Genomic DNA, 19,921 nt, shown 5'->3' with positions numbered 1-19,921 from the left:
GAAGGGGACGGTGATAGAGAGGCGCGTCAGCTTGCGCGCAGCACCTTCACCGGGCGAGTGGCCGCGCCCGCGTCGTGCCCGGCGTCGTTCGAGGCCTGTGCCGACGTTGCATAGGCGGCCGGTGTGGCATCGAGACCGGCATCGTCGGCTTCCAGATGGAAGCGGCCGACGGCCAGTGTGAGCGCCTGCGCCTGCTGTTGCAGCATCTGTGCGGCGGCGCCGGCGTCTTCCACCAGCGCGGCATTGTGCGACGTCACCTGATCCATCAATGCAATCGCGCGGTTCACTTCCTCGATCCCCTGCTTCTGCTCGTGGCTGGCGGCGCTGATCTCGTCCATGGCGTTGCTGACCTGCTTCACGCGCGCGACGATCTCACGCATCGTATTGCCCGCGTTCTGCACGAGTGTGGTGCCCGAGGCGACTTGCGAGACCGAGGCGTCGATCAGTTGCTTCACTTCCTTGGCGGCGGCCGAGCTGCGTCCTGCGAGGCTGCGCACTTCCGCTGCCACCACGGCGAATCCCTTGCCTTGCTCGCCCGCGCGTGCGGCTTCCACGGCGGCATTGAGCGCAAGGATGTTCGTCTGGAACGCAATGCCTTCGATGACCGCGATGATGTCGACGATCTTGCGTGACGACGCATCGATGGACGACATCGTCGTGACCACCTGTTCGACCATCGACCCGCCTTGCTCGGCCATTTCGGCGGCACGGTGTGCGAGGTCGTTGGCCCCGCGCGAGTTCTCGTCATTCTGACTGACGGTCGAGGTCAGTTCTTCCATCGCCGCTGCCGTCTGTTCCAGCGAGCTGGCCTGCTCGGCCGTGCGCGCTGCGAGGTCGCGGTTGCCCGACGCGATGCGATGGCTGATCTCGATGACGTCATGCGAGGCGTGGCGCACTTGCGTCACCGCGCGGCGCAGGTTGGTCGCCATCTCCGCGAGCGACGCCATGATGCTCGTGTCGCGCTCACGGTTCGCGCCGTTGGCGGAGGCGCCATGGCCCAGGTCGAACTCGTGATACAGCTCGCCACGGTCGACAGCCAGTGCGAGTGCCTTGACGTCGTCCGGCTCGGCGCCGAGCGCGCGTCGCAACTGGCGCGTGATGAGAAACGCCATCACCGCGCCGCACGTCAGCGCCACGATCACCAGCGCGAGCATCACGTTCTGGAACCCGTGCGCGCTCGCGACCGCTTCCATCGACTCCGTATGACTGGTGCGGTCTTCCAGATCGATCATGCGGTTGATCGCGGCCAGCCAGTCCACGAATGCCGGGCGTGCCTGATCGAGCACGAGACGTCGTGCGCCGTCGAGATCGCCCGCGCGGCGCAGCGTGATCACCTGCGCGATGATCGGCTGCGTGCGCGCTTCGATCGCCTTGATCGCGGCGAGGTCTTCGCGTTCTTCGGGGCGGACGTTGCCGGCGTTGGCCGGGGTGAAGAGGGCGTCCATCGGCCCGGCGGAGCGCTGGTAGTCGGCGTTCAGGCGTTCGATGAGCGAGACGATTTCATCGACGTGGCTATCGTCGGCCAGGGTGAGGTCGCGTACGGCGATGGCGCGGTCGTGCACGCTGCCGCGAAAGTTCACGGCGTACTGCTGCTTGACGTTGTTGTTGTCGCTGATGTTCGTGAGCGTGCGCTCGATGCCATGCACGCGCAGCACGGCGAGTGCGGCGAGGGCCAGCATCATGACGAGGATCACGGTGAAGCTCAGCCCGAGGCGGGCGGCCACGCTCAGGCGCGGCTGATGCGATAAGTGCGGTGAGTGTGGTGAGTGCAGTGAGAGTGACGGGCGGGAGGGCGCTTTCATATCGGTGTCTGGTCTGATCGTTCTTATTGGTCGTCAATGCGCGCACCGGAGGGGGCGCGAAAGTGTGCCGGGCGCGTGCATTGCCCACAGGGCAAACCCCGTGAAGACGTCGATTATTCCGCCTGGCGAGCGTGGATAGAGATCAACGGTTCGTTGAAAGTTTGCGATTGAGCTTGCGTTGTGCCGCGCTGACCGAGGGGCGGACGAGTGCATGACGGCGTGGTGACGGCGCGAGGATTGTCGTCACGACGTGCTGCGGCGCAGCAAAAAATATCGATAAAAGCGTGCGGAATAAAGCGTCGGCGCCAAGCGTTCAGAGAGTGTCGACAACGACATTTCACTCAGGAGCCAAGTCATGAACCAACGTCAATCGATGTCCGCTGTGCTCACCAGCCTCGTGGCTGCCGCCGGTCTGTTCGCTGCCGCCGCCGCCCACGCGGAAGTCCCGCTCAAGACCGCCGACGGCGTGCTCGTCGACGCCCAGAGCCGCACCGTCTATACGTTCGATAACGATGTGGCAGGCAGCGGCAAGAGCGTCTGTAACGGCCAGTGCGCCACTGCCTGGCCGCCGGTCATGGCCGACGCAGGTGCGAAAGCCGAAGGCAACTACTCCATCGTGACGCGCGATGACGGCATGAAGCAGTGGGCCTACAAGGGCAAGCCGCTGTATCTGTTCGTGAAGGACGCTGCCGCGGGCGACAAGAAGGGCGATGGCGTCAAGGACGTGTGGCACGTTGTCAAGCCCTGAGCGGCCGCCAACGAGGCGCAAGCCAGGCGTTTAGGGAATCCTGACGGGGAGCGAGAGGGTGTTGGCATATCGGCCTGCCGGGTCGGACCGCGCAAAATCGCGGCGGCTCAGTATAATTTCGCAGCAAGCGCCGGCGGCATTCGCCGGCGATGCTTCGGACTGGCTTGCCGCCAGGCACCCTCCGCCAGGAAATTCGCCGATGACCGGTCAGGATTTACCCAGCTTGCTTCCGGGCTTGCTGCCACGCCTCTGGGCGTTCGCCTTGCGTATTACGGGCGATCGTCATGATGCCGAGGATCTCGTGCAACGCGCTTGCGTGCACGCGCTTGAGCGCGTGCACCAGTGGCAGCCGGGCACCTCGGCGTTGAGCTGGATGTTCAGTATCGTGCACACGACGTGGATCAACGAGATCCGCGCGCGTCGCGTGCGTTCGCGCGGCAGTCTCGCGTGGGACGAGGCCGACGTCGAAGCGATTCCGGATCTTCAGGCGTCCACGCCCGAGGATCTCGCGAGCTATCGCCAGGTCTTCGGCGCGGTGGACAGTCTGCCCGAAGCGCAGCGCCTCGTGCTGCTGCTCGTGGCAGTGGAGGGAATGAGTTATCAGGAGGCGGCAGATGTGCTCGACGTGCCTATCGGCACCGTCATGAGCCGTTTGTCGCGAGCCCGCCGAACCATCGGCGATCAGTTTCGTAACCCCGAGGGGCAACCCCGCCTTGCGGATCGCGCACAGCGCGAGCATCGCTCCGGTCCCGCAGCCGGCGCACGTGAGGAGGACGCGTGATGAACGAAGACGATATCCGCCTGCTCGCTTACGTCGACGGCGCACTCCCCGTAGCGGAGCGCGCGGAAGTGGAAGCGGCCATCGCCGCGTCGCCCGAACTGGCCGACGCGGTCGAGTCGTTGCGCGCGTCGCGTCTGCCGTACCGCGAGACCTTCGCGGCGCAGGCGATCCCGCCCGTCCCCGAAAGCCTCACGGCCAGCCTCGATGCGCTGCTGCGCTCGCACGCGCAACGTCAGACGGCGGGGGCACAGGACATGCAGGAAGTGCCCGCAACGCTCAGGGCTGCCGATCCGGTCGCACCGGGTCATCCGGTTCAGGTCGATGCTATGCATCAGGCGCCGGCCGCCAACGATGCCCCGGCCGGGCGACGCGTGCGCCTGTGGTGGCTCGCCGCCGCTTTCGCGGCGGGTGTTGCCGCCACCGCCGTCACGTTGCCGTTGCTCTCCGGCGTGCTGAATCAGGGCGGCACGGGCGGGTTCATGACCGCGTCAGTCCCGGCGAAGCCCGAACAGGGCCGCACGTGGGTGCGCGCGGCGGCTGAGTATCAGCAGTTGTATGCGCGTGACACCGTCGCTTCCATCCATGTGGACGACGGCGACACCGAGCGTACCGTGAGCGACATCCGTCAGAACGACAAGCTCGACATCAGCGTGCCCGATCTGCGCTCGCAAGGGCTGACGTTCAAGCGCGTGCAACGTCTGCGCTGGAAGGACAGCGCGCTGGTGCAGATGGTGTATCTCCCGGCGAAGGGCGATCCCGTGGCGCTGTGCGTGGTGCGCGATACGCGTCCCGATCAGGGTGTCGCGGAGCAGAAGGTCGATAGCATGGGCGTGGTGACGTGGCGCAAGGGTCAGATCGGCTATGCGCTGATCGGCGCGCCCGGATCGACGGATCTCAAGGCGGTCGCCAAGGCGCTGGCAGACGGTCCCGTCACGCCGCTGTACGGCATGCTGATGTTGCCGGAGCTGCGGCCGGATCGCGCGGCGTCCTGACGTCGTCGCAATCATCGCTGTCTTCGCCGAATCAAAACAAACGCCCTCGAAACCGAGGGCGTTTGTCATTACAGCGTGCGTTTCGCTTACGGGCTTACTGCTGCGCAAGCGCGCCGTCACGCAGTCGCCACAGGTTCAGCGGGTTGCCTTCTTGCAAGGCTTCCGGCAAGAGCGTATCCGGCAAGTCCTGATAGCACACCGGACGCAGGAAGCGATCGATGGCCGAAGCGCCGACTGACGTGAACATCGCATTCGACGTGGCGGGGAACGGACCGCCGTGGACCATTGCGTGACACACTTCGACACCGGTCGGGAAACCGTTGGCGAGAATGCGTCCGGCACGACGCTCCAGACTCGGCAGCAGACGACGCGCCGTCGCGGTGTCGCCCGTGTCGAGTTGCAACGTCGCCGTCAGCTGGCCTTCCAGACGTTCGGTGATCGCAATCATCTCGTCGACGGTATCGCAGGCAATCACGACCGACGCCGGACCGAACATCTCGTCGTGCAATGCGGGCGTAGCGAGGAATTCGGCGGCCCTCGTGCGGAACAGCGCAGCCTGACCCTGACACGCGCCGCCCGACTGACCGCGTGCGACCAACGTCACGTTCGGTTCGTCGACCAGACGCCCCACACCCTTGTCGTACGCTTGCGCGATGCCCGGCGTGAGCATGGTGCCGGCGGCTTTGGCTGTGAGTGCGTCCGATGCCGTCTGGCAGAAGCGTTCGAGCGCGTCGCCCGCAATCCCCAGCACCAGCCCCGGATTCGTACAGAACTGGCCGACGCCCATCGTCAGCGAATCGACGAACCCCCGGGCGATCGCTTCGCCCCGGGCCGCCAATGCTTCGGGCAGCAGGTACACCGGATTGATGCTGCTCATCTCGGCATACACGGGAATCGGCACGGCGCGCGATTGCGCGATGCGTTGCAGCGCGAGACCGCCGTTGCGCGAGCCGGTAAAGCCCACGGCGGCAATCGCCGGATGCGCGACCAGCGCTTCGCCGACGGCACGCTCACCCACGAGCAGCGAGAACACGCCTTCCGGCAAATCCAGTTTCTGCACTGCGGCGCGCACGGCGCGTGCGACGAGTTCCGAGGTGCCCAGATGCGCCGAGTGCGCCTTGACGATCACCGGGCAACCGGCGGCAAACGCCGATGCCGTGTCGCCACCCGCTACCGAAAACGCCAGCGGGAAATTGCTTGCACCGAACACGGCCACAGGGCCGAGGCCGATCTTCGCCAGACGCAGGTCGCTGCGCGGCAGCGGTTCTCGTGCCGGTTGTGCGGGGTCGATGGTGGCATCGAGGAAGTGGCCGTCGCGCACCACGCGGGCGAACATCCGCAACTGGCCGACGGTGCGTCCGCGCTCGCCTTGCAGGCGTGCCACGGGCAGACCGGTCTCGGCGTGCGCACGCTCGATGAGCGCGTCGCCCAGATCGAGAATCGCCTGCGCCACGGCTTCCAGAAACTCGGCGCGTTTGGCCAGCGGCAGCGAACGGAACGGATCGAACGCGGCGCGCGCGAGGTCGCACGCCCGTTCGACGTCCTGCACCGTGCCTGCGCCGAACGTCGGCGTCAGACGCTCGCCATGCGACGGATCGAACGCTTCGAGCGTTCCGGCGCTGCCGCGCACATCGGCGCGGCCGATCAACATCTCACCGGTGATCTGCATGAGCGGTCCCCTTAGCCTTCGACTTGCTTGATGAGGGCGTCGAGCGCTTCGAGCTCATTCGGCAGCAGATCGGTCAGCGGTGCGCGCACCGGACCGGCATCGTGACCGACCAGCTTCGCGCCTGCCTTGACGATGCTCACGGCGTAGCCCGCGCGACGGTTGCGAATCTCCAGATACGGCAGGAAGAACGTGTCGAGCAGATGCCCCAGCGTCTGCTGATCGTTGTTGCACACGGCGTGATAGAACTTCATCGCGGTCTTCGGAATGAAGTTGAACACGGCCGACGAGTACACCGGCACGCCCAGTGCACGGTAAGCGGCGGCATAGACTTCCGCCGTGGGCAGACCGCCCAGATACGAGAAACGATCGCCCATGCGGCGACGAATCTGCACCATGCGCTCGATGTCACCCACGCCGTCCTTGAAGCCGATCAGGTTCGGGCAGGTCTCGGCCAGACGTTCGAGCTGGTCGGCGCCGAGCTTCGAGTTCGCACGGTTGTAGACGATCACGCCGATGTTCACGGCCTTGCAGACCTGTTCGACGTGCGCAGCGATGCCGTCGAGGCTCGCTTCGGTCAGGTAATGCGGCATGAGCAGCACGCCCTTCGCGCCCAGACGCTCGGCTTCCTGCGCATATTCGATGGCCAGACGCGTCGGGCCGCCGGCACCTGCGAGAATCGGCACTTTGCCGGCGCAGGTGTCCACCGCCGTCTTGATGACGGCGCTGTAGTCCTGCGGGGTGAGCGAGAAGAACTCGCCCGTGCCGCCCGCGGCGAAGAGCGCCGTCGCGCCGAACGGCGCCAGCCACTCCAGACGCGCCGCGTAGCCGCGCGCGTTGAAGTCGCCGTTAGCGTCGAAGTCGGTCACGGGGAAAGACAACAAGCCGTCGGAGACGATCTGCTTGAGTTCTTGAGGTGCGGTCATTTCAAGAGTTCCTGTCGGCCACAGGGCCGGATTCGATGAATAAAGATGGCGCTCAACCAGCGCTCGGCGCTGAGTTATATGTCATCGTATAACATGTGATGAGGTCGGACAAGAGGCTGACCCGTCGAATGGCAGTGGGATAAACCCGCAAAAGGCCACGGAAGGGTTTTTCCTGATTCTGCGAGAACCCCGGAAGTCCGCGCATAGCGGGGTATCTAGATGTATGATGACGCATAAGTGACGGGTGGTTGAGCGAACATCAACGACTGCCGCCGGTTTTTGTGCCTGTGTCGGTATGGCGCGACAGATCGTACGCATTCAGACGTGCGAGCGTGGCCTGAGACGGATGACGCCGGTGCGGGAAAGTCAAGGGGAGGAGGGAGCGAAATGACGTCGAAGGGATCGATGAACGACAGCGGCGGTGTGGGGCAGGCGGTGCCGCGCTATATCCGGATGCAGGCGGACGACAACGTCGCCATTGTGGTGAACGACGGTGGGCTGCCCGCTGGCAGCCGGTTCGCGGACGGTCTCACGCTGGTCGACGCCGTGCCGCAAGGCCACAAGGTTGCGCTGACCGATCTGGCCGAAGGGGCCGCGGCGATCCGCTATGGCGTGGTGATCGGCTATGCCGCGCGTGTGCTGCCAGCGGGAAGCTGGGTCAACGAGCGCAACCTGACGATGCCCGAGGCGCCGTCGCTGGATCGTCTGCCGATCGGCACGCGTGTGCCGGCCGAGTTGCCGCCGCTCGAAGGCTTTACGTTCCAGGGCTATCGCAATGCCGACGGTTCCGTCGGCACGCGCAACATCCTGGCGATCACGACCACGGTGCAATGCGTGGCGGGCGTGGTCGAGTTCGCGGTCAAGCGCATCAAGGAGACGTTGCTGCCGCAGTATCCGAACGTCGACGACGTTGTCGCGCTGGAGCATACCTACGGGTGCGGCGTTGCCATCGACGCACCGGATGCCATCGTCCCTATCCGTACGCTGCGCAATATCGCCACGAACCCGAACTTCGGCGGTGAAGTGATGGTGGTGAGTCTGGGCTGCGAGAAGTTGCAGCCGGAGCGCCTGTTGCCGGAGGGCAGCATTCCCATCGGCAGCGCGGGCGCCGACGGCAAGCCCGACACGGTCTGCTTGCAGGACGACGCCCATGTCGGCTTCCTGTCGATGATCGATTCGATTCTGTCGACGGCGCGCACGCATCTGGCGCGGCTCGATGCGCGCCGGCGCGAGACCGTGCCGGCGTCCGAACTGGTGGTCGGCGTGCAGTGCGGCGGCAGCGACGCGTTCTCCGGCGTGACGGCCAATCCGGCCGTAGGCTTCGCCACCGACCTGCTCGTGCGGGCGGGGGCGACGGTCATGTTCTCGGAGGTCACCGAGGTGCGCGACGGCATCGATCAGCTGACGTCGCGCGCGGCAACGCCCGAGGTGGCCGAAGCCATGATTCGCGAGATGGCCTGGTACGACGCGTATCTGGAGCGCGGCCGTGTCGACCGCAGCGCCAACACGACCCCGGGCAACAAGCGCGGCGGTCTGTCGAACATCGTCGAGAAGGCGATGGGGTCGATCGTGAAGTCAGGCAGCGGGCCGATTCACGGGGTGGTGTCGCCGGGCGCGAAGCTCGACCGGGCGCATCAACGCGGGTTGATCTACGCGGCCACGCCGGCCAGCGACTTCATTTGCGGCACGCTGCAACTCGCAGCAGGCATCAATCTGCATGTATTCACGACGGGGCGGGGCACGCCGTATGGACTTGCCGAAGTGCCTGTCATCAAGGTGGCGACACGCTCGGATCTGGCGCGTCGGTGGCACGATCTGATGGATGTGGATGCCGGACGCATCGCAACCGGTGAGGCCACGATCGAAGACATCGGCTGGCAGTTGTTCCACCTCATGCTCGCGGTGGCCAGCGGTGAGAAAACGTGGGCCGAGCGATGGGGCCTGCACAACGCGCTCACGCTGTTCAATCCGGCGCCGGTGACCTGAGCGCGGGGCAAGCGACGCCGGAGGGTGTGAGACACCCAGGTGTTGCTCAAAAGGGCTCAGAGTTCGGCCAGTGTCTGCGCCAGCCCGAATTCGAGCATCGCCGGCACGAAGCAGTGATTGAGCGTGTCGCGGCGCGAAAGCTTCGTGAGCACATAGCGTCGGAAAGGCGTCAGCGTGCCCCAGTTGCCGACGTCCGGCGGCAATAGATCCGCCATTTCGCATTGTTTCAGCAACCCCGGCGGCAAGGCGTTCATGTCCTGCCACGCCGTCGGCGCGGGATCGACACTGCGCTCGACTTCCTGCCCGAGATGCTGGCGGGCAATCTCGTCCAGACGCGCCGCAAAGTCCTCGTCGCCCGGCACGCACGAGGCCAGCGTCTCGCGCGCTTCCTGCGGCAGCCGCTGCCAGTCCGCCAGCGACAGATGCTGGCCGTTGCGATCCAGATTGAAGCGAATCGCCATCGTGATGTACTTCAGGTTTTCGCAGGCTTCGATCTCGAAAACAAAGATCGGCAGACGCTGATAGAGATGCATGGCTGTCACTCCTTGAATGGCGACGTATGGCGTGCGATCGATTGTACTCGCGCTCCGGCGTGCGTCGCGCAGGTGCCGGTGCGACATCGGGACGCGATTCGTCTGCACGATATGACAACGGTGAGAACGCCTTCGACGTTGCAGGCGAGCGAAGTGTCTTCTTGGGATCGCCTTTTGTTCTTGGGATATTTCTCAAAATTGACGCGATCGACACTTGGGAAATCGTCCGTTTCGTGTGACATCCCACGGCACGGAAAGGCTGGCGGTTGGCTGCTCGACGGGAATTTCGGACGGATCACAATCCACTTAATGTGAATCGTCCTAGAGTTTGGGCTCCTTCCGCACCCGGCCCGGATTTTCTAAGGTAGTCGCTCTCCCCGCCGGTCGCGTCGTCGATATCCCGCTTTGCGAGCCGGTGGTTGCCTCTGCGGGTGCGCCATTGCCCGAGTCCATTGCGCAGTCGTTCAACAGCCGACAGGAGTCGACATGTCGTCCCATTCGTCAAATCCATCGCCCATGCCCTTTCCGTTTCTCCCCGTCGTTCTGGATGCACCGAAGGCGGCGCCCGCCCGCGGGACGCCGTCCTCGCCGGACGCCGCTGACGTGTCACGCCATGCCAGTGCGGGACGTGGCAAACCACGCAACAGTCGGCGCGGCGGTGTGGCGCAGGCGGCGCAACCGCCGGGGATGGATGCCGCCGCGCGCGAGGCGTTGCGCATCGAAGTGGTGCGCAGTGTCTCGCCCGAATGTCTGACCGTGCTGGGAGCCATCGTCCGATGAGCGTCGCATCCGTCGTGTGTGGTGCCGCCGAGGCAGGGGGCAAGTCGACGGTATCGGAGGCGTCGTGCGCGTCGGCCGGTACTGCCGTTTGGGTGATCGCGTCGCCGCATGCGCAATGGACGTGTGCGCCGGACACGGTGACCGTCACGTCTCACGAAGTGTCGTGCACGTTGCACGATGCCCCCGCCGATACCGCCCTGTGGCTGGAGCGCGTGAAACACGGCGTACTGCTCGCCGAAGCGCCGATGCCCGGCACGTGGCTGGCGACGCTCGTCGACGAGGCGCTGGTGCATGTCCTGCCCGCGACGCGTCGCGACATCGTGCCGGCGTTCGGCCGGATTTGCGACGACTGGGTGCGAGGCATCTTCGCGGCGCCGTTCTGGGCGCGCTTTCTCGCCGGTGAGTCGAGCGACATCCAGGTGCTGGCGTTTCTCGCGCAGCTTTATCATCGTGCGGCGGGGGCGGACGTCCACAACCGCATTGCCGTCGAGCGTTGCACGGACACCGCACTGCGGCCGCTGCTGTTGCGTCAGTATCGCGAGCAGCGCGGGCAGTCGACGATGCTCGCAGCCGGGTTGCTGCGATGCGGTCCTGCGGCACGGACGTTTCTCGACAGCGGCGCGTTCGACGCGACGCACGCGCTCATCGACTTCATCATCGGCGCGGCGGGCGACATGCCGGCCTATGTCGGTTGCTGTGCGCTGTGTCAGGCGCCGTCGACCGTACGGGCGGCCAGCGAGATCGAAGCGCAGTTCGACGCGCTCGCACAGCGATATCCGTCGGCGGCAGACGGCTTCGCCGCCGTGTGCGCGCATGCCCGGCACGACGCGAGCGTTTGCGGGGGCACGGCGCTGTTGTCGCAATGGGTCGAAGACGCAGGCGAGCCGGATGTGGCGTCGCGCTTGCGGATGCTGCGGGGGGCCTATGGGGTGGCGGCGGCTTATCGTGTGATGTTCGACGCGTTGTATCGGCTCGACGAGGCGCTGTGACGCCAGCGGGTTAGCGCGGACTGGCTCGGGGAGCGATAGCGAATCGTCACGCGCAATTCATGCCCCCGAATGGGGCATGTGACTCGTATAATGGCGTCCCAACGGCGGGGGCGGTTGCGGCTCTGCGCCGTCCGCCCCCTGACCATGACAACCCAACTCGCCTACCTCGCCGCGCTCGGTGCCGCCCTCTGCTGGGCTTGCAGCGGCATGATCGCCATCACGCCTGTCCGTCAGGCCGGTTCGTTCCCCTTCAATTACGCCCGGATGTTGCTGGTGTTCGCGATGCTGCTGTTCGCGCTCGCGGTGCTGCGCGGCTGGCCGTCGCTCACGCTGGAGCAATGGCTGCGACTCACGGCGTCGGGGCTGATCGGCATTCTCGTCGGGGACACGATTCTTTACACGTCGCTCGGCCGGCTCGGGCCGCGACGTAACTCCATCGTCTTCGCGACCAACGCCCCGATGACGGCCGTGCTCGGCTATTTCTGGCTGGGCGAGGCGCTCGGGTGGCGGGCGGTGCTCGGTGTGGCGTTGGTGACGGCAGGCGTGGCGCTGGCGATCGCGTTCGGTGGCCGTCGCGAAGATGCCCATCACTGGGAGTCGGTGCGAGGCGACGTGCGCGTGGGTGTCGCCATCGGCCTGACGGCGGCGCTGTGTCATTCCATCGGGACATTGATCGCCAAGCCGGTCATGGCGGCGGGGGTGGATCCGGTCGGGGCGTCGGCGGTGCGCGTGGGTGTCTCGGCGCTGGGGCTGACGATCATCGCGGCGCGCCGCGGTCGCGCGATCTTCTCTGCGTTCACGCCGGGCACGCTGGCACTCACGGCGGCGTCCGGCTTCGTCGGCGTGGCCGTCGGCATGACGTTGCTGCTGTACGGCATGGGGCACGGCAATACGGGGGTGATCGCAACGCTCTCGGCCACCACGCCGGTGATGGTGCTGCCGCTGTTGTGGATTCGCACCCGGCAGCGTCCGGCGGCGGGTGCGTGGTGGGGCGCGCTGATCGCGAGCGTTGGTGTGGCGCTGATCTTCAATCGGTGAGATTGGCCGCGCGTTGTGATGTGCGCCATCGCAGCGCTGTGCCTTGATGGGACACCCACCCCTCATCGACCTCGGGCGGGCGCGATATGCCAGCCGCCGTCCGGCGATTAGCGTGCGACGGGCGTTTGCAGCGGCTCTGCGTTCTGATGCGGGACTTCGGTGCCGAGCGTGGGCACCTGGACTTCAGGGGCTGGCGTGGCGCGCGGGATGCTCGGCGTGAGCAGGCGTCGCAACCAGGCGGCGAGGCGCTCGAAGATGCCCGGGTCGTCGTTGAACAGTTCTGGACGCAGCACGCCCAGATACTCAAGAATCTGGTCGGCTTCCTGAGCGCCGACCGAACCGTAGATGACGGCGAGGTCGAGTAGCGCTCGCAATTCACCGAGCTTTTCCCGGGCCAGCAGTGTGCGGGCGGTTTCCACGCTGCGCTTCGCTTCGAATACTCGCTCGCGCAGCACCGAAGCGGTGCGCCATGCCGGCGTCTGCAAGGTCGCTTCCAGCGTGCGCAGGTCCTGCGCCGAGGTCACGATCTGCCCGGCGAGCGACTCCACGATGCGTTCTTCCCCCTTCGCTTCGCGCACGATCCCTTCGGCCCAGCGGCTGGCCTGACGCGCCATGTCTTCACGCGACCATTCCGGGCGCGATACGAAGTAGAACCCGTGCTGACGCGCCTGATTCAGGATGATCGAGACGACATCCGGAAACTGCTTGTCGAAGGTGCGTTTGGCCCATGCGTAGTGACCGCCGGCGAGCAACTGCGCCACGGCGGCTTCCGTGAGCGGCACGGTGCTGTCGAGCAGGCGGGCGCGCAGGAAGTCGTCGAACGACGGGGGCGTGAAATGACGATCGACGGCGGACGAGATGCGCACGAAGGCGTCGAAGTCCTTTTGCAGATCCGCGAGTGCGGTGTCGGAGAGGGTGAGAGCGACGCGACTCATCGGCACGGCTCCCGCGTCGCGATCGCCATGATCGTCGCGCTTTCGTCGGCAACGGCGATGCGCGCGCGTTGCACGAGCGAAGTCGTGCCGGGCGGCCCGGCGTCCGTATGAGTGCATCGAGCCACAGGCGCTGCCGCCGAAGCTCGTGCCACGTGCATCCCCATTGCGCGTGAAGTCATGTGCAGCGATTCGTATAAACGGTGCGCTGCGGTCATGGCCGTGCGCTGTGAGATGGTCTGCGTCGCACGGAATTGGTGATTCGCGTTACGCGCAGCATGAGTCTGCATGCATCAACGGCAAAACGATGCAAAAACTTTAGCGTCCGGCGCACATTTTCTTTCAACGACTTGTGGCGTCGGCGTCTGGCCGTGCCGGGAGCATCGCGAGGATGACATCGGGTGTCCGGTGTCATCCTCATAGGGCGGGGATTCCGATGGCGTTCGGCGCTCTGACGAGCGCGTCGGCTCAGCGGGAATTAGTCGCTGACGGGGCGTAGCAAGTAGACGGCGAAGCGGGAGCGGGCGTCGAGCCAGACGCGTTCGATATCCCAGCCCGCAGAGTTCGCCAGTGCGCGAAACTCCGTCTGTCCATATTTGTAGGAGTTCTCAGTATGGATGGACTCGCCTGCGGTGAAGCGAAAGGACTTGCCGAGCACCGTTGCCGTGAAGGGGCGCTGCGCGACCAGATGCATTTCGATGCGGCTCGCCCCGGCGTTGAAGCGGGCTTCGTGCCGGAAGGCATCGAGGGGCAGGTCGCCGTCGAGTTCGCGGTTGATGCGCACGAGCACGTTCAGATCGAACTGCGCCGTCACACCGCGCGCGTCGTCGTAGGCGGGCAGCAACACGGCGGGGTCCTTGCAGGCGTCGACACCGACCACCATGCGGCGTCGCGGGCCGAGCATCTTGCCCACGTGCGCGAGGAACGCGGCGGCTTGCGCGGGCGCGAAGTTGCCGATGGTCGACCCGGGGAAGAAACCCAGTCTCGGACCTTGCGTGTTCTGCAACTGCGGCGGCAGATGGAACGGACGCGTGAAGTCCGCCCGCACCGGCAGCATCGGAATGCCCGGGCAGCGGCGTGCGAGCGTGGCGACGGCATCGTCGAGAAACTCGTCAGCGATGTCGACGGGCACGTAGGCCCGCGGGGTGACGAGTGCGTCGAGCAGCAGCGGGGTCTTGCGACTGGAGCCGCTGCCGAACTCGACAACGACGGCGTCGGGCCCGATGACATCTGCGATGGCGGCGGCGCATTCCCCGAGCAGGGCCGTTTCGGTGCGCGTCTGATAATACTCGTCGAGTCCCGTGATCTCCTCGAAGAGTTCACTGCCGCGCTGGTCGTAGAGCCAGGCGCTCGGCAGGGTCTTCGGGGTATGGCCGAGACCGGTGAGGACGTCGGTGGCGAAGGCGTTCTCCGGCAGCGACGGGCAGACGAACGCTGCGGCTTGATTGGATTGCGTGGCTTGCAACATCAGCGGTCCTCCGCGAGCCTCAGGCCGCAGAACTGCCAGCGCTGATGCGGGTAGAAGAAGTTACGGTACGTGGCGCGTGCGTGTCCCGGCGGCGTGGCGAGCGAGCCGCCGCGCAGCACGAACTGTCCACACATGAATTTGCCGTTGTACTCGCCGACGGCCCCCGATGCCGTCCGGAATCCCGGGTAGGCGACGTACGGGCTTGCCGTCCATTGCCATACGGGGCCAAAGCGTTGCTCCATCGTTTGTTGCGCGGGTGACGAGACGTTGGCCGCCACCTCCCATTCCTGTTCTGTCGGCAGACGCTTGCCGGCCCAGCGCGCGAAGGCATCGGCTTCGAAGTAGCTGACGTGTTGCACGGGCGCGTCGTCGTCGACGGGTTGCATGCCCGCGAGCGTCATCGATTGCCATTCGCCCTGATGCAGCTCCCAGTACAGCGGGTGTCCCCAGCCTTCGCGTTGCACCGTCGCCCAGCCATCGGAGAGCCAGAGTCCTGCCATGCGGTAGCCGCCGTCCTCGATGAACGCACGCCATTCGCCGTTCGTCACCACGCGCGAGGCGATGGCGAAGGGGCGCAGCAGCACGTCATGCGAAGGGGTTTCGCAATCGAAGGCAAAAGCGTCGGAAGGGCCGCCCGCGTGGCTGGCGTCGCCCGGATGCCCGATGCGATGCTGCCCGCCGTCGTGTTCGATCCACTGCAACGGGGCTGCGGCGTGCAATACGGCGGACGGCTCCAGATGCGCGGGCCGCAGCGGGTTCTGCGCGAACAGGTGCAGCAGATCGGTGTGCATCAGCTCCTGATGCTGCTCTTCGTGATGCAGGCCGAGGGTGACGAGCGCAACGGTCTCAGGCGCGAGGTCCGCGTGTAGCAGGCGCTCGTGCATCGCGGCGTCGACGTGGCGGCGATAGGCCAGTACTTCGTCGAGCGTGGGGCGGGAGAGCAGTCCGCGCTGCGGGCGCGGATGACGCGGCCCGGCGGCTTCGTAATACGAGTTGAAGAGGTAGGCGAATCGCGGATCGTAGGGACGATAGCGTCCGCCGGCCGGGGTGTTGGCTTCTGCGAGCAAAAACGTCTCGAAAAACCAGGTGGTGTGTGCAAGGTGCCACTTGATAGGGCTGGCGTCCGGCATCGACTGCACGGTGGCGTCGGCGTCCGACAGGCCCTGTGCGAAGGCGACGGATGCGGCGCGCACGGCGTCGAAGCGGTCATGCAGGGCCGCGGGCGGCGCTAATGCGTGCTGAGGTGCGTGTGTTGATGGATGCGTTGATGCGGGCGTCGACGGGCCGTCGCGTGCGATCCGCGAGCGGGTGACGTTGGGTGAGGTGCCGGCGGGCGCCTCGGCTTGCGACGTACAACAGGGGACGGTCATGGGGATTCCCGGGGGACACACCGTGTTGTGAAACGTGTTGCCTATTGTAGACCCGTTGTCCGGGCGTCATACACCCCCAGTGTGGGGCTACTGTGTGACGGTTCGTAACGAGGGTTGACGGGGCGTTGAAGGCGCGTTGACGGATGAGAGCGCGGACTGCCTACATCAGCCAGCCGGTGAGGCCGAGCAAGCTACCTCCGGCGATCAGCCAGAGGGGATTCCAGCGGGTGCGCAGTGTAATGACGACCGCGATCAGCGTGACAATGCCGCGTGCGACGTTGATATCCACCTCCCGAGCGAGCAGGGCGCTGCTGGCGGCGAGCAGGCCGACGGTGATGGGCGCGAGGCCGGCGCGCACGGCCCGCACCCAAGGCGAGCGCTCGTGCCGGTCGACCCATCCGCCGACCAGATAGGCGAGCAGCGAACTCGGGGCGCACTTGGCGAGCGTGGCGGTGAAGGCGCCGGGCAGCCCGGCGGCCTGAAGCCCGATCAGGGTGACGGCCATGCCGTTGGGGCCGGGGGCGGCCTGGGCGAGCGAGAAGAAGGTGACGAACTGCGCGTCGGTAATCCAGTGACGCGTCTCGACGGCGTAGCGGTGGATATCGGCGAGAGTGACGTTGGTGCCCCCGACGGCGAGCAGCGACCAGAGCGAGCCGTGCAGAAAGAGATCGATGAGTGTGTGCATGGGCGACGTCGTCTTCTCGGCCTTACTGGCCCTCTTGACCCTTCTGTCCGCTCTGTCCGCTTTGACCTTGAAGGTCGTGGTCATCTCGCGGCTGCGACCGGCCACGCCGGTAGGCTGTGAGGATGGCGCAGGGGCCGAGAACACCGAGCACGAGCAGCAGCGGGAGTCCGAAAAGGAAACTGCCGACGAAGGTGGCGGCGGCGAAACCGAGTGTCGTCCAGTGGCGCTCCAGTCCACCGAGCAGACGCACCGACGTGGCGATGACCAGCCCGGTAGCGGCGGGCATGAGCCCGGAGAGCAGGTGCTGGACGAGTGGTGTTTGCCCCCATTGGGCGTAGGCGTAGCCGATCAGGATGATGACGAGCGTCGGGCAGAAATAGAGGCCGGCGACGGCGGATGCGGCGCCGCGCGGGCCACGGAACCGGCGTCCGAGGACGGTAGCGATATTGGCGACGTTGGGGCCGGGCAGGAGTTGCGCGAGCGGTAGCAATTCAGCGAATTCCCGGTCGGTGAGCCAGCGCCGCTGGTCGACTACCATCCGTCGCGCCCAGGGCAGGACACCGCCGAAGCCGGTGGCGCCGATGGTGCCGAAGGCGAGGGCGAGGTCCCAGCAGGTGGGGGGCTCGGTGGGGTTTGGGGTAACGGTGTGTGGCGCAGGCGACTCGGGGGAGGAGACGTCTGAAGTGTCGGAGGCGAGGAATGTCACGATTGCCCGTTGCCGGAGGGGTTATGGCCGTGGAGTTCGTGTTCGAGGCGGACGACTTCCTGCGCGACGAGTGCGATGGCGTTACGGATTTCCATGAGCGCGGTGTAGAGGGCTTGCGCGTTCTGGGGGGAATGCATGGCGACGTCGCGGGCGGCGGTTTCGATGGCGTCGAGCGACAGGGCGATGCGGTCGAGATTCTCCAGCATGGGATCGATCTCCGTTGACGCGCACAGTGCGTGCATACCCCCATGATACCCAACTGACGTATCTCGGTGGGGGATGTTAGAATGCGTGCCCTTGCCGGGGTGATGAAATTGGTAAACATAGCGGACTTAAAATCCGCCGCCTTAGGGCTTGCCGGTTCAAGTCCGGTCCCCGGTACCACTTAGGCTTCGAGCCAACTCATGTCCTACAACGCAAACCCTTTGATTTCAAGGGTTTGTGTTATGTCTTCCTTCCGCAGAGCGGTGCGGGAACGTGGCCCTCTCGATAAGGGATGAATACCCAACTGGGCGCATTCAATCGGGATATCCCTTGATACTTAATACATATCGTGGACGACCGCCCTGTTGGGTGCACCACTCCTCGTATTCGACGGGCGTAATCAAAGATTTCGAATGAATAAAATAGACATTTGCCAGCTTGGGGATTTCTGCCAATTTATCGCTTAGACGTATTCCGATGACATGGGGGGTGCCCTTCTTTTCATGAAGAACGGGATCTATGTATGCGGATGGCTCTTGCGGCGATGCAGTCGTTTTGATGTCGAATAATGCTTCGAAGCCCGTGTACCTGACCACGAAGTCTGGTCTTGACTCCGGGGCAAGCGACACCAAACTCACTGGCTTTACGGACGAATGAAGCGCCAGAACGCGAAGCAATGCCCACTCTCCCAGGGCACCCACTATGTCCTGTTCTGTGGGAGTTGAGTCAATCGTAAAAGCGTTGGCCCGAAGCCAGGCAATACGCTCAGCCGCCGCCAGGTCGTTTGGAGAAACCTCAATCGAGGCAATGTAAACGAGGCCATGCGGTGGCTGCGTCATGATTGCCGTTTCGAGGGCTTGTAGAAATGCTTCTCGCTCTGCTGGTTTTCTGAGGTCGCAGATAACACGCCGAATCAGATTTTTTTCGGCGGAACGGGCATCGATAAATTCGGTGTTGACTGGCAAAAAATCGCTCCGGTGGAATTCTGCTCGCCCCTACGCAGTCATTGTTCGATGACGGCAAGTGGCTCGCCACAGTCTGTCGCGTGAAGCCATTCTGCGACGTTTGTGCAGAAGTGGTCTTCGGCACGAATCGACATGGGAATGTGTATGGTTGCCAATGCTCCACGACGCAATCGGATGTCGCTAGCCATCATTACGCGAAATCGCCAGCGGTTAATCCCCCTCACTGAAGAAACGCCATAATCGCCGCCATCGTCGCGGCCGGTTGTTCTTCCATCAGCCAATGACCGGCGTTCGGAATGACGACGCCTTTCACATTCGTCGCCGCAGCGCTCGCGACCGTCGCCATCGTCGTGGCGAACGATTTCTCGCCACCGATGGCCAGCACCGGCATCGGTAGCAGGCCCTTCGCGAGAAACGCCTTGTTGTCGATGGCGTCCTGATCAAACGCATGGAATTGCTCGAAGCCGGAATGCATCGCGCCGGGCAAAGCGTAAAACCGCGTGTAATGCCGGCGTGACGCTTCGTCGAAATGCTTGGGGTCTGCGGAGAACTCGTTCCAGAAACGGTCGAGGTAAATGCGTTCGCGTCCCTTCACCAGACGCTCCATGTCCGGTCCGCCAAACCGGAAGTGCCAGAGCAGCGGGCTCTTCAATATCTCTTCCCAGGGACCGACGCCGGGAATCGGTGCGTCCATCAGCACCAGCTTCGTGACCCGATCGGGCTGCTCCGCAGCAAACGCATACGCCACCATATTGCCGATGTCGTGCGCGACGACATCCACGCGGCCGATATGGAGCGAATCCAGCACACCGGCGATATCTCTGGCTTCGTTCTTCTTGTCGTAGCCACCGGCCGGATGGTCGGAGAGCCCCATGCCGCGAAGATCGGGCACCACCACTGTGTGATTCGTCGCGAGCTTCGCCGCCAGCGGCGCCCACATGTCGCCCGTTTCACCATAACCGTGCAACAGCACGACCGCCGGACCCTGCCCGCCGACGCGCACGTAAATCTTCGCGCCATTGGTCGCAATGGTCTGGTGCCGGAAATCCGAGGGGAAGCTGAATTTGTCCGCGAACGCGGGGAAGGACTGGAACGACACAAGCAACAGCAGGAAAGCAAGCAGTTTTCGCATTTCCGACTCCCGAGGGTTGGCCCGACCGATCTGGCTGAATTGCTCGATTCGCGGATAGTCTCATACTTTCTAGCGGCAATTCATTTCGACGGGATGCGACGCCCGTCACGCATCGTCGCCACGCGTGACGCTGACCACACCCCCGACTTGCGCAACTCCCTTCGCTGAAAAATTCTGAAAAGCGCGGAATAAGTCGACGCGACGAATCGTTATGGGAG

General features: G+C 64.9%; 19 protein-coding genes and 1 tRNA gene. 8 read left to right on the top strand and 12 right to left on the bottom strand.

All coding sequences use genetic code 11. The annotated features are described in order from the left end of the window. Positions 1–26: 26 nt before the first annotated feature. Positions 27–1,724 carry a methyl-accepting chemotaxis protein gene (locus tag PCA20602_RS01760; protein WP_343031963.1) on the bottom strand — a complete coding sequence of 566 codons (1,698 nt, stop codon included), beginning with the start codon at positions 1,722–1,724 and terminating at the stop codon, positions 27–29. A 433-nt stretch (positions 1,725–2,157) separates the two neighbouring features. Between PCA20602_RS01760 and PCA20602_RS01755 the strand changes: the two genes are divergently transcribed. From PCA20602_RS01755 to PCA20602_RS01745, 3 genes are all read left to right on the top strand, one after another. Continuing rightward, positions 2,158–2,550, top strand: a complete 393-nt coding sequence (locus tag PCA20602_RS01755; protein WP_083253935.1) for a COG4315 family predicted lipoprotein — start codon at positions 2,158–2,160, stop codon at positions 2,548–2,550. A gap of 199 nt (positions 2,551–2,749) precedes the next feature. Continuing rightward, on the top strand, positions 2,750–3,331 hold the full coding sequence (locus PCA20602_RS01750; protein WP_069342779.1) for an RNA polymerase sigma factor: 582 nt from the start codon (positions 2,750–2,752) through the stop codon (positions 3,329–3,331). Then, complete coding sequence (locus tag PCA20602_RS01745; RefSeq protein WP_150719703.1) at positions 3,331–4,323, top strand: anti-sigma factor family protein; 993 nt, start codon at positions 3,331–3,333, stop codon at positions 4,321–4,323. The genes PCA20602_RS01750 and PCA20602_RS01745 overlap by 1 nt, the downstream gene beginning before the upstream one ends. Positions 4,324–4,417: 94 nt before the next feature. On the opposite strand, the gene PCA20602_RS01740 is transcribed toward PCA20602_RS01745, so the two are convergent. Both PCA20602_RS01740 and kdgD read right to left on the bottom strand, forming a co-directional pair. Further along, positions 4,418–5,992, bottom strand: coding sequence for an aldehyde dehydrogenase (NADP(+)) (locus PCA20602_RS01740; protein ID WP_150719702.1), 1,575 nt, complete (start codon positions 5,990–5,992; stop codon positions 4,418–4,420). Positions 5,993–6,003: 11 nt separating this feature from the next. Further along, complete coding sequence (gene kdgD, locus PCA20602_RS01735; RefSeq protein WP_150719701.1) at positions 6,004–6,915, bottom strand: 5-dehydro-4-deoxyglucarate dehydratase; 912 nt, start codon at positions 6,913–6,915, stop codon at positions 6,004–6,006. Between the two features lie 387 nt (positions 6,916–7,302). On the opposite strand from kdgD, the gene garD reads away from it, so the two are divergent. Beyond that, positions 7,303–8,901, top strand: coding sequence for a galactarate dehydratase (gene garD, locus PCA20602_RS01730; protein ID WP_246181972.1), 1,599 nt, complete (start codon positions 7,303–7,305; stop codon positions 8,899–8,901). A 56-nt stretch (positions 8,902–8,957) separates the two neighbouring features. Here garD and PCA20602_RS01725 read toward each other — a convergent pair whose 3' ends face one another. Further along, positions 8,958–9,434: a nitrate reductase associated protein gene (locus PCA20602_RS01725; RefSeq protein ID WP_150719700.1), complete on the bottom strand. Its 477-nt coding sequence runs from the start codon at positions 9,432–9,434 to the stop codon at positions 8,958–8,960. Between the two features lie 603 nt (positions 9,435–10,037). On the opposite strand from PCA20602_RS01725, the gene PCA20602_RS25500 reads away from it, so the two are divergent. The 3 genes from PCA20602_RS25500 (at position 10,038) to PCA20602_RS01715 (ending at position 12,241) form a co-directional block, all read left to right on the top strand. Then, the gene (locus PCA20602_RS25500; protein WP_174980705.1) at positions 10,038–10,214 is read left to right on the top strand and encodes a hypothetical protein; all 177 of its coding nucleotides are present in this window, start codon (positions 10,038–10,040) and stop codon (positions 10,212–10,214) included. Then, the gene (locus PCA20602_RS01720; RefSeq protein WP_150719699.1) at positions 10,211–11,203 is read left to right on the top strand and encodes a hypothetical protein; all 993 of its coding nucleotides are present in this window, start codon (positions 10,211–10,213) and stop codon (positions 11,201–11,203) included. The genes PCA20602_RS25500 and PCA20602_RS01720 overlap by 4 nt, the downstream gene beginning before the upstream one ends. Before the next feature lie 144 nt (positions 11,204–11,347). Continuing rightward, on the top strand, positions 11,348–12,241 hold the full coding sequence (locus tag PCA20602_RS01715) for a DMT family transporter (protein WP_150719698.1): 894 nt from the start codon (positions 11,348–11,350) through the stop codon (positions 12,239–12,241). 107 nt (positions 12,242–12,348) lie between these two features. On the opposite strand, the gene PCA20602_RS01710 is transcribed toward PCA20602_RS01715, so the two are convergent. The 6 genes from PCA20602_RS01710 to PCA20602_RS01685 all read right to left on the bottom strand — a co-directional run bounded on the left by PCA20602_RS01710 (position 12,349) and on the right by PCA20602_RS01685 (position 17,608). Beyond that, positions 12,349–13,176, bottom strand: a complete 828-nt coding sequence (locus tag PCA20602_RS01710; RefSeq protein ID WP_069342770.1) for a DUF4088 family protein — start codon at positions 13,174–13,176, stop codon at positions 12,349–12,351. Positions 13,177–13,651: 475 nt separating this feature from the next. Beyond that, entirely contained in the window at positions 13,652–14,641 is a 990-nt protein-coding gene (egtD, locus tag PCA20602_RS01705) for an L-histidine N(alpha)-methyltransferase (protein WP_150719697.1), read from the bottom strand. Beyond that, positions 14,641–16,011: an ergothioneine biosynthesis protein EgtB gene (gene egtB / locus PCA20602_RS01700; protein WP_150719696.1), complete on the bottom strand. Its 1,371-nt coding sequence runs from the start codon at positions 16,009–16,011 to the stop codon at positions 14,641–14,643. The genes egtD and egtB overlap by 1 nt, the downstream gene beginning before the upstream one ends. 160 nt (positions 16,012–16,171) lie before the next feature. Next, the gene (locus PCA20602_RS01695; RefSeq protein WP_150719695.1) at positions 16,172–16,696 is read right to left on the bottom strand and encodes a chromate transporter; all 525 of its coding nucleotides are present in this window, start codon (positions 16,694–16,696) and stop codon (positions 16,172–16,174) included. A 22-nt stretch (positions 16,697–16,718) separates the two neighbouring features. Next, positions 16,719–17,402: a chromate transporter gene (locus tag PCA20602_RS01690; RefSeq protein WP_150719694.1), complete on the bottom strand. Its 684-nt coding sequence runs from the start codon at positions 17,400–17,402 to the stop codon at positions 16,719–16,721. Further along, positions 17,399–17,608: a hypothetical protein gene (locus tag PCA20602_RS01685; RefSeq protein ID WP_139133237.1), complete on the bottom strand. Its 210-nt coding sequence runs from the start codon at positions 17,606–17,608 to the stop codon at positions 17,399–17,401. The genes PCA20602_RS01690 and PCA20602_RS01685 overlap by 4 nt, the downstream gene beginning before the upstream one ends. Positions 17,609–17,701: 93 nt before the next feature. Between PCA20602_RS01685 and PCA20602_RS01680 the strand changes: the two genes are divergently transcribed. Further along, a tRNA-Leu gene (locus tag PCA20602_RS01680) sits at positions 17,702–17,786 on the top strand. 134 nt (positions 17,787–17,920) lie between these two features. On the opposite strand, the gene PCA20602_RS01675 is transcribed toward PCA20602_RS01680, so the two are convergent. Together PCA20602_RS01675 and PCA20602_RS01670 are read right to left on the bottom strand one after the other, a co-directional pair. Then, complete coding sequence (locus PCA20602_RS01675; RefSeq protein WP_150719693.1) at positions 17,921–18,571, bottom strand: hypothetical protein; 651 nt, start codon at positions 18,569–18,571, stop codon at positions 17,921–17,923. Between the two features lie 220 nt (positions 18,572–18,791). Then, positions 18,792–19,703, bottom strand: coding sequence for an alpha/beta fold hydrolase (locus PCA20602_RS01670; RefSeq protein WP_150719692.1), 912 nt, complete (start codon positions 19,701–19,703; stop codon positions 18,792–18,794). Between the last annotated feature and the right edge of the window lie 218 nt (positions 19,704–19,921).

This window comes from Pandoraea capi, assembly GCF_902459735.1.
Classification (GTDB): Bacteria; Pseudomonadota; Gammaproteobacteria; order Burkholderiales; family Burkholderiaceae; genus Pandoraea; species Pandoraea capi.
This window is presented reverse-complemented; position numbering and strand designations above follow the sequence as displayed.

Excerpts from the sequence above, each read along its gene's own strand:
- PCA20602_RS01755 (WP_083253935.1), top strand. The coding sequence starts at position 2,158 with ATGAACCAACGTCAATCGATGTCCGCTGTGCTCACCAGCCTCGTGGCT.
- PCA20602_RS01750 (WP_069342779.1), top strand. The coding sequence starts at position 2,750 with ATGACCGGTCAGGATTTACCCAGCTTGCTTCCGGGCTTGCTGCCACGC.
- PCA20602_RS01745 (WP_150719703.1), top strand. The coding sequence starts at position 3,331 with ATGAACGAAGACGATATCCGCCTGCTCGCTTACGTCGACGGCGCACTC.
- PCA20602_RS01740 (WP_150719702.1), bottom strand. The coding sequence starts at position 5,992 with ATGCAGATCACCGGTGAGATGTTGATCGGCCGCGCCGATGTGCGCGGC.
- kdgD (WP_150719701.1), bottom strand. The coding sequence starts at position 6,915 with ATGACCGCACCTCAAGAACTCAAGCAGATCGTCTCCGACGGCTTGTTG.
- garD (WP_246181972.1), top strand. The coding sequence starts at position 7,303 with ATGACGTCGAAGGGATCGATGAACGACAGCGGCGGTGTGGGGCAGGCG.
- PCA20602_RS01725 (WP_150719700.1), bottom strand. The coding sequence starts at position 9,434 with ATGCATCTCTATCAGCGTCTGCCGATCTTTGTTTTCGAGATCGAAGCC.
- PCA20602_RS01720 (WP_150719699.1), top strand. The coding sequence starts at position 10,211 with ATGAGCGTCGCATCCGTCGTGTGTGGTGCCGCCGAGGCAGGGGGCAAG.
- PCA20602_RS01715 (WP_150719698.1), top strand. The coding sequence starts at position 11,348 with ATGACAACCCAACTCGCCTACCTCGCCGCGCTCGGTGCCGCCCTCTGC.
- PCA20602_RS01710 (WP_069342770.1), bottom strand. The coding sequence starts at position 13,176 with ATGAGTCGCGTCGCTCTCACCCTCTCCGACACCGCACTCGCGGATCTG.
- egtD (WP_150719697.1), bottom strand. The coding sequence starts at position 14,641 with ATGTTGCAAGCCACGCAATCCAATCAAGCCGCAGCGTTCGTCTGCCCG.
- egtB (WP_150719696.1), bottom strand. The coding sequence starts at position 16,011 with ATGACCGTCCCCTGTTGTACGTCGCAAGCCGAGGCGCCCGCCGGCACC.
- PCA20602_RS01695 (WP_150719695.1), bottom strand. The coding sequence starts at position 16,696 with ATGCACACACTCATCGATCTCTTTCTGCACGGCTCGCTCTGGTCGCTG.
- PCA20602_RS01685 (WP_139133237.1), bottom strand. The coding sequence starts at position 17,608 with ATGCTGGAGAATCTCGACCGCATCGCCCTGTCGCTCGACGCCATCGAA.
- PCA20602_RS01670 (WP_150719692.1), bottom strand. The coding sequence starts at position 19,703 with ATGCGAAAACTGCTTGCTTTCCTGCTGTTGCTTGTGTCGTTCCAGTCC.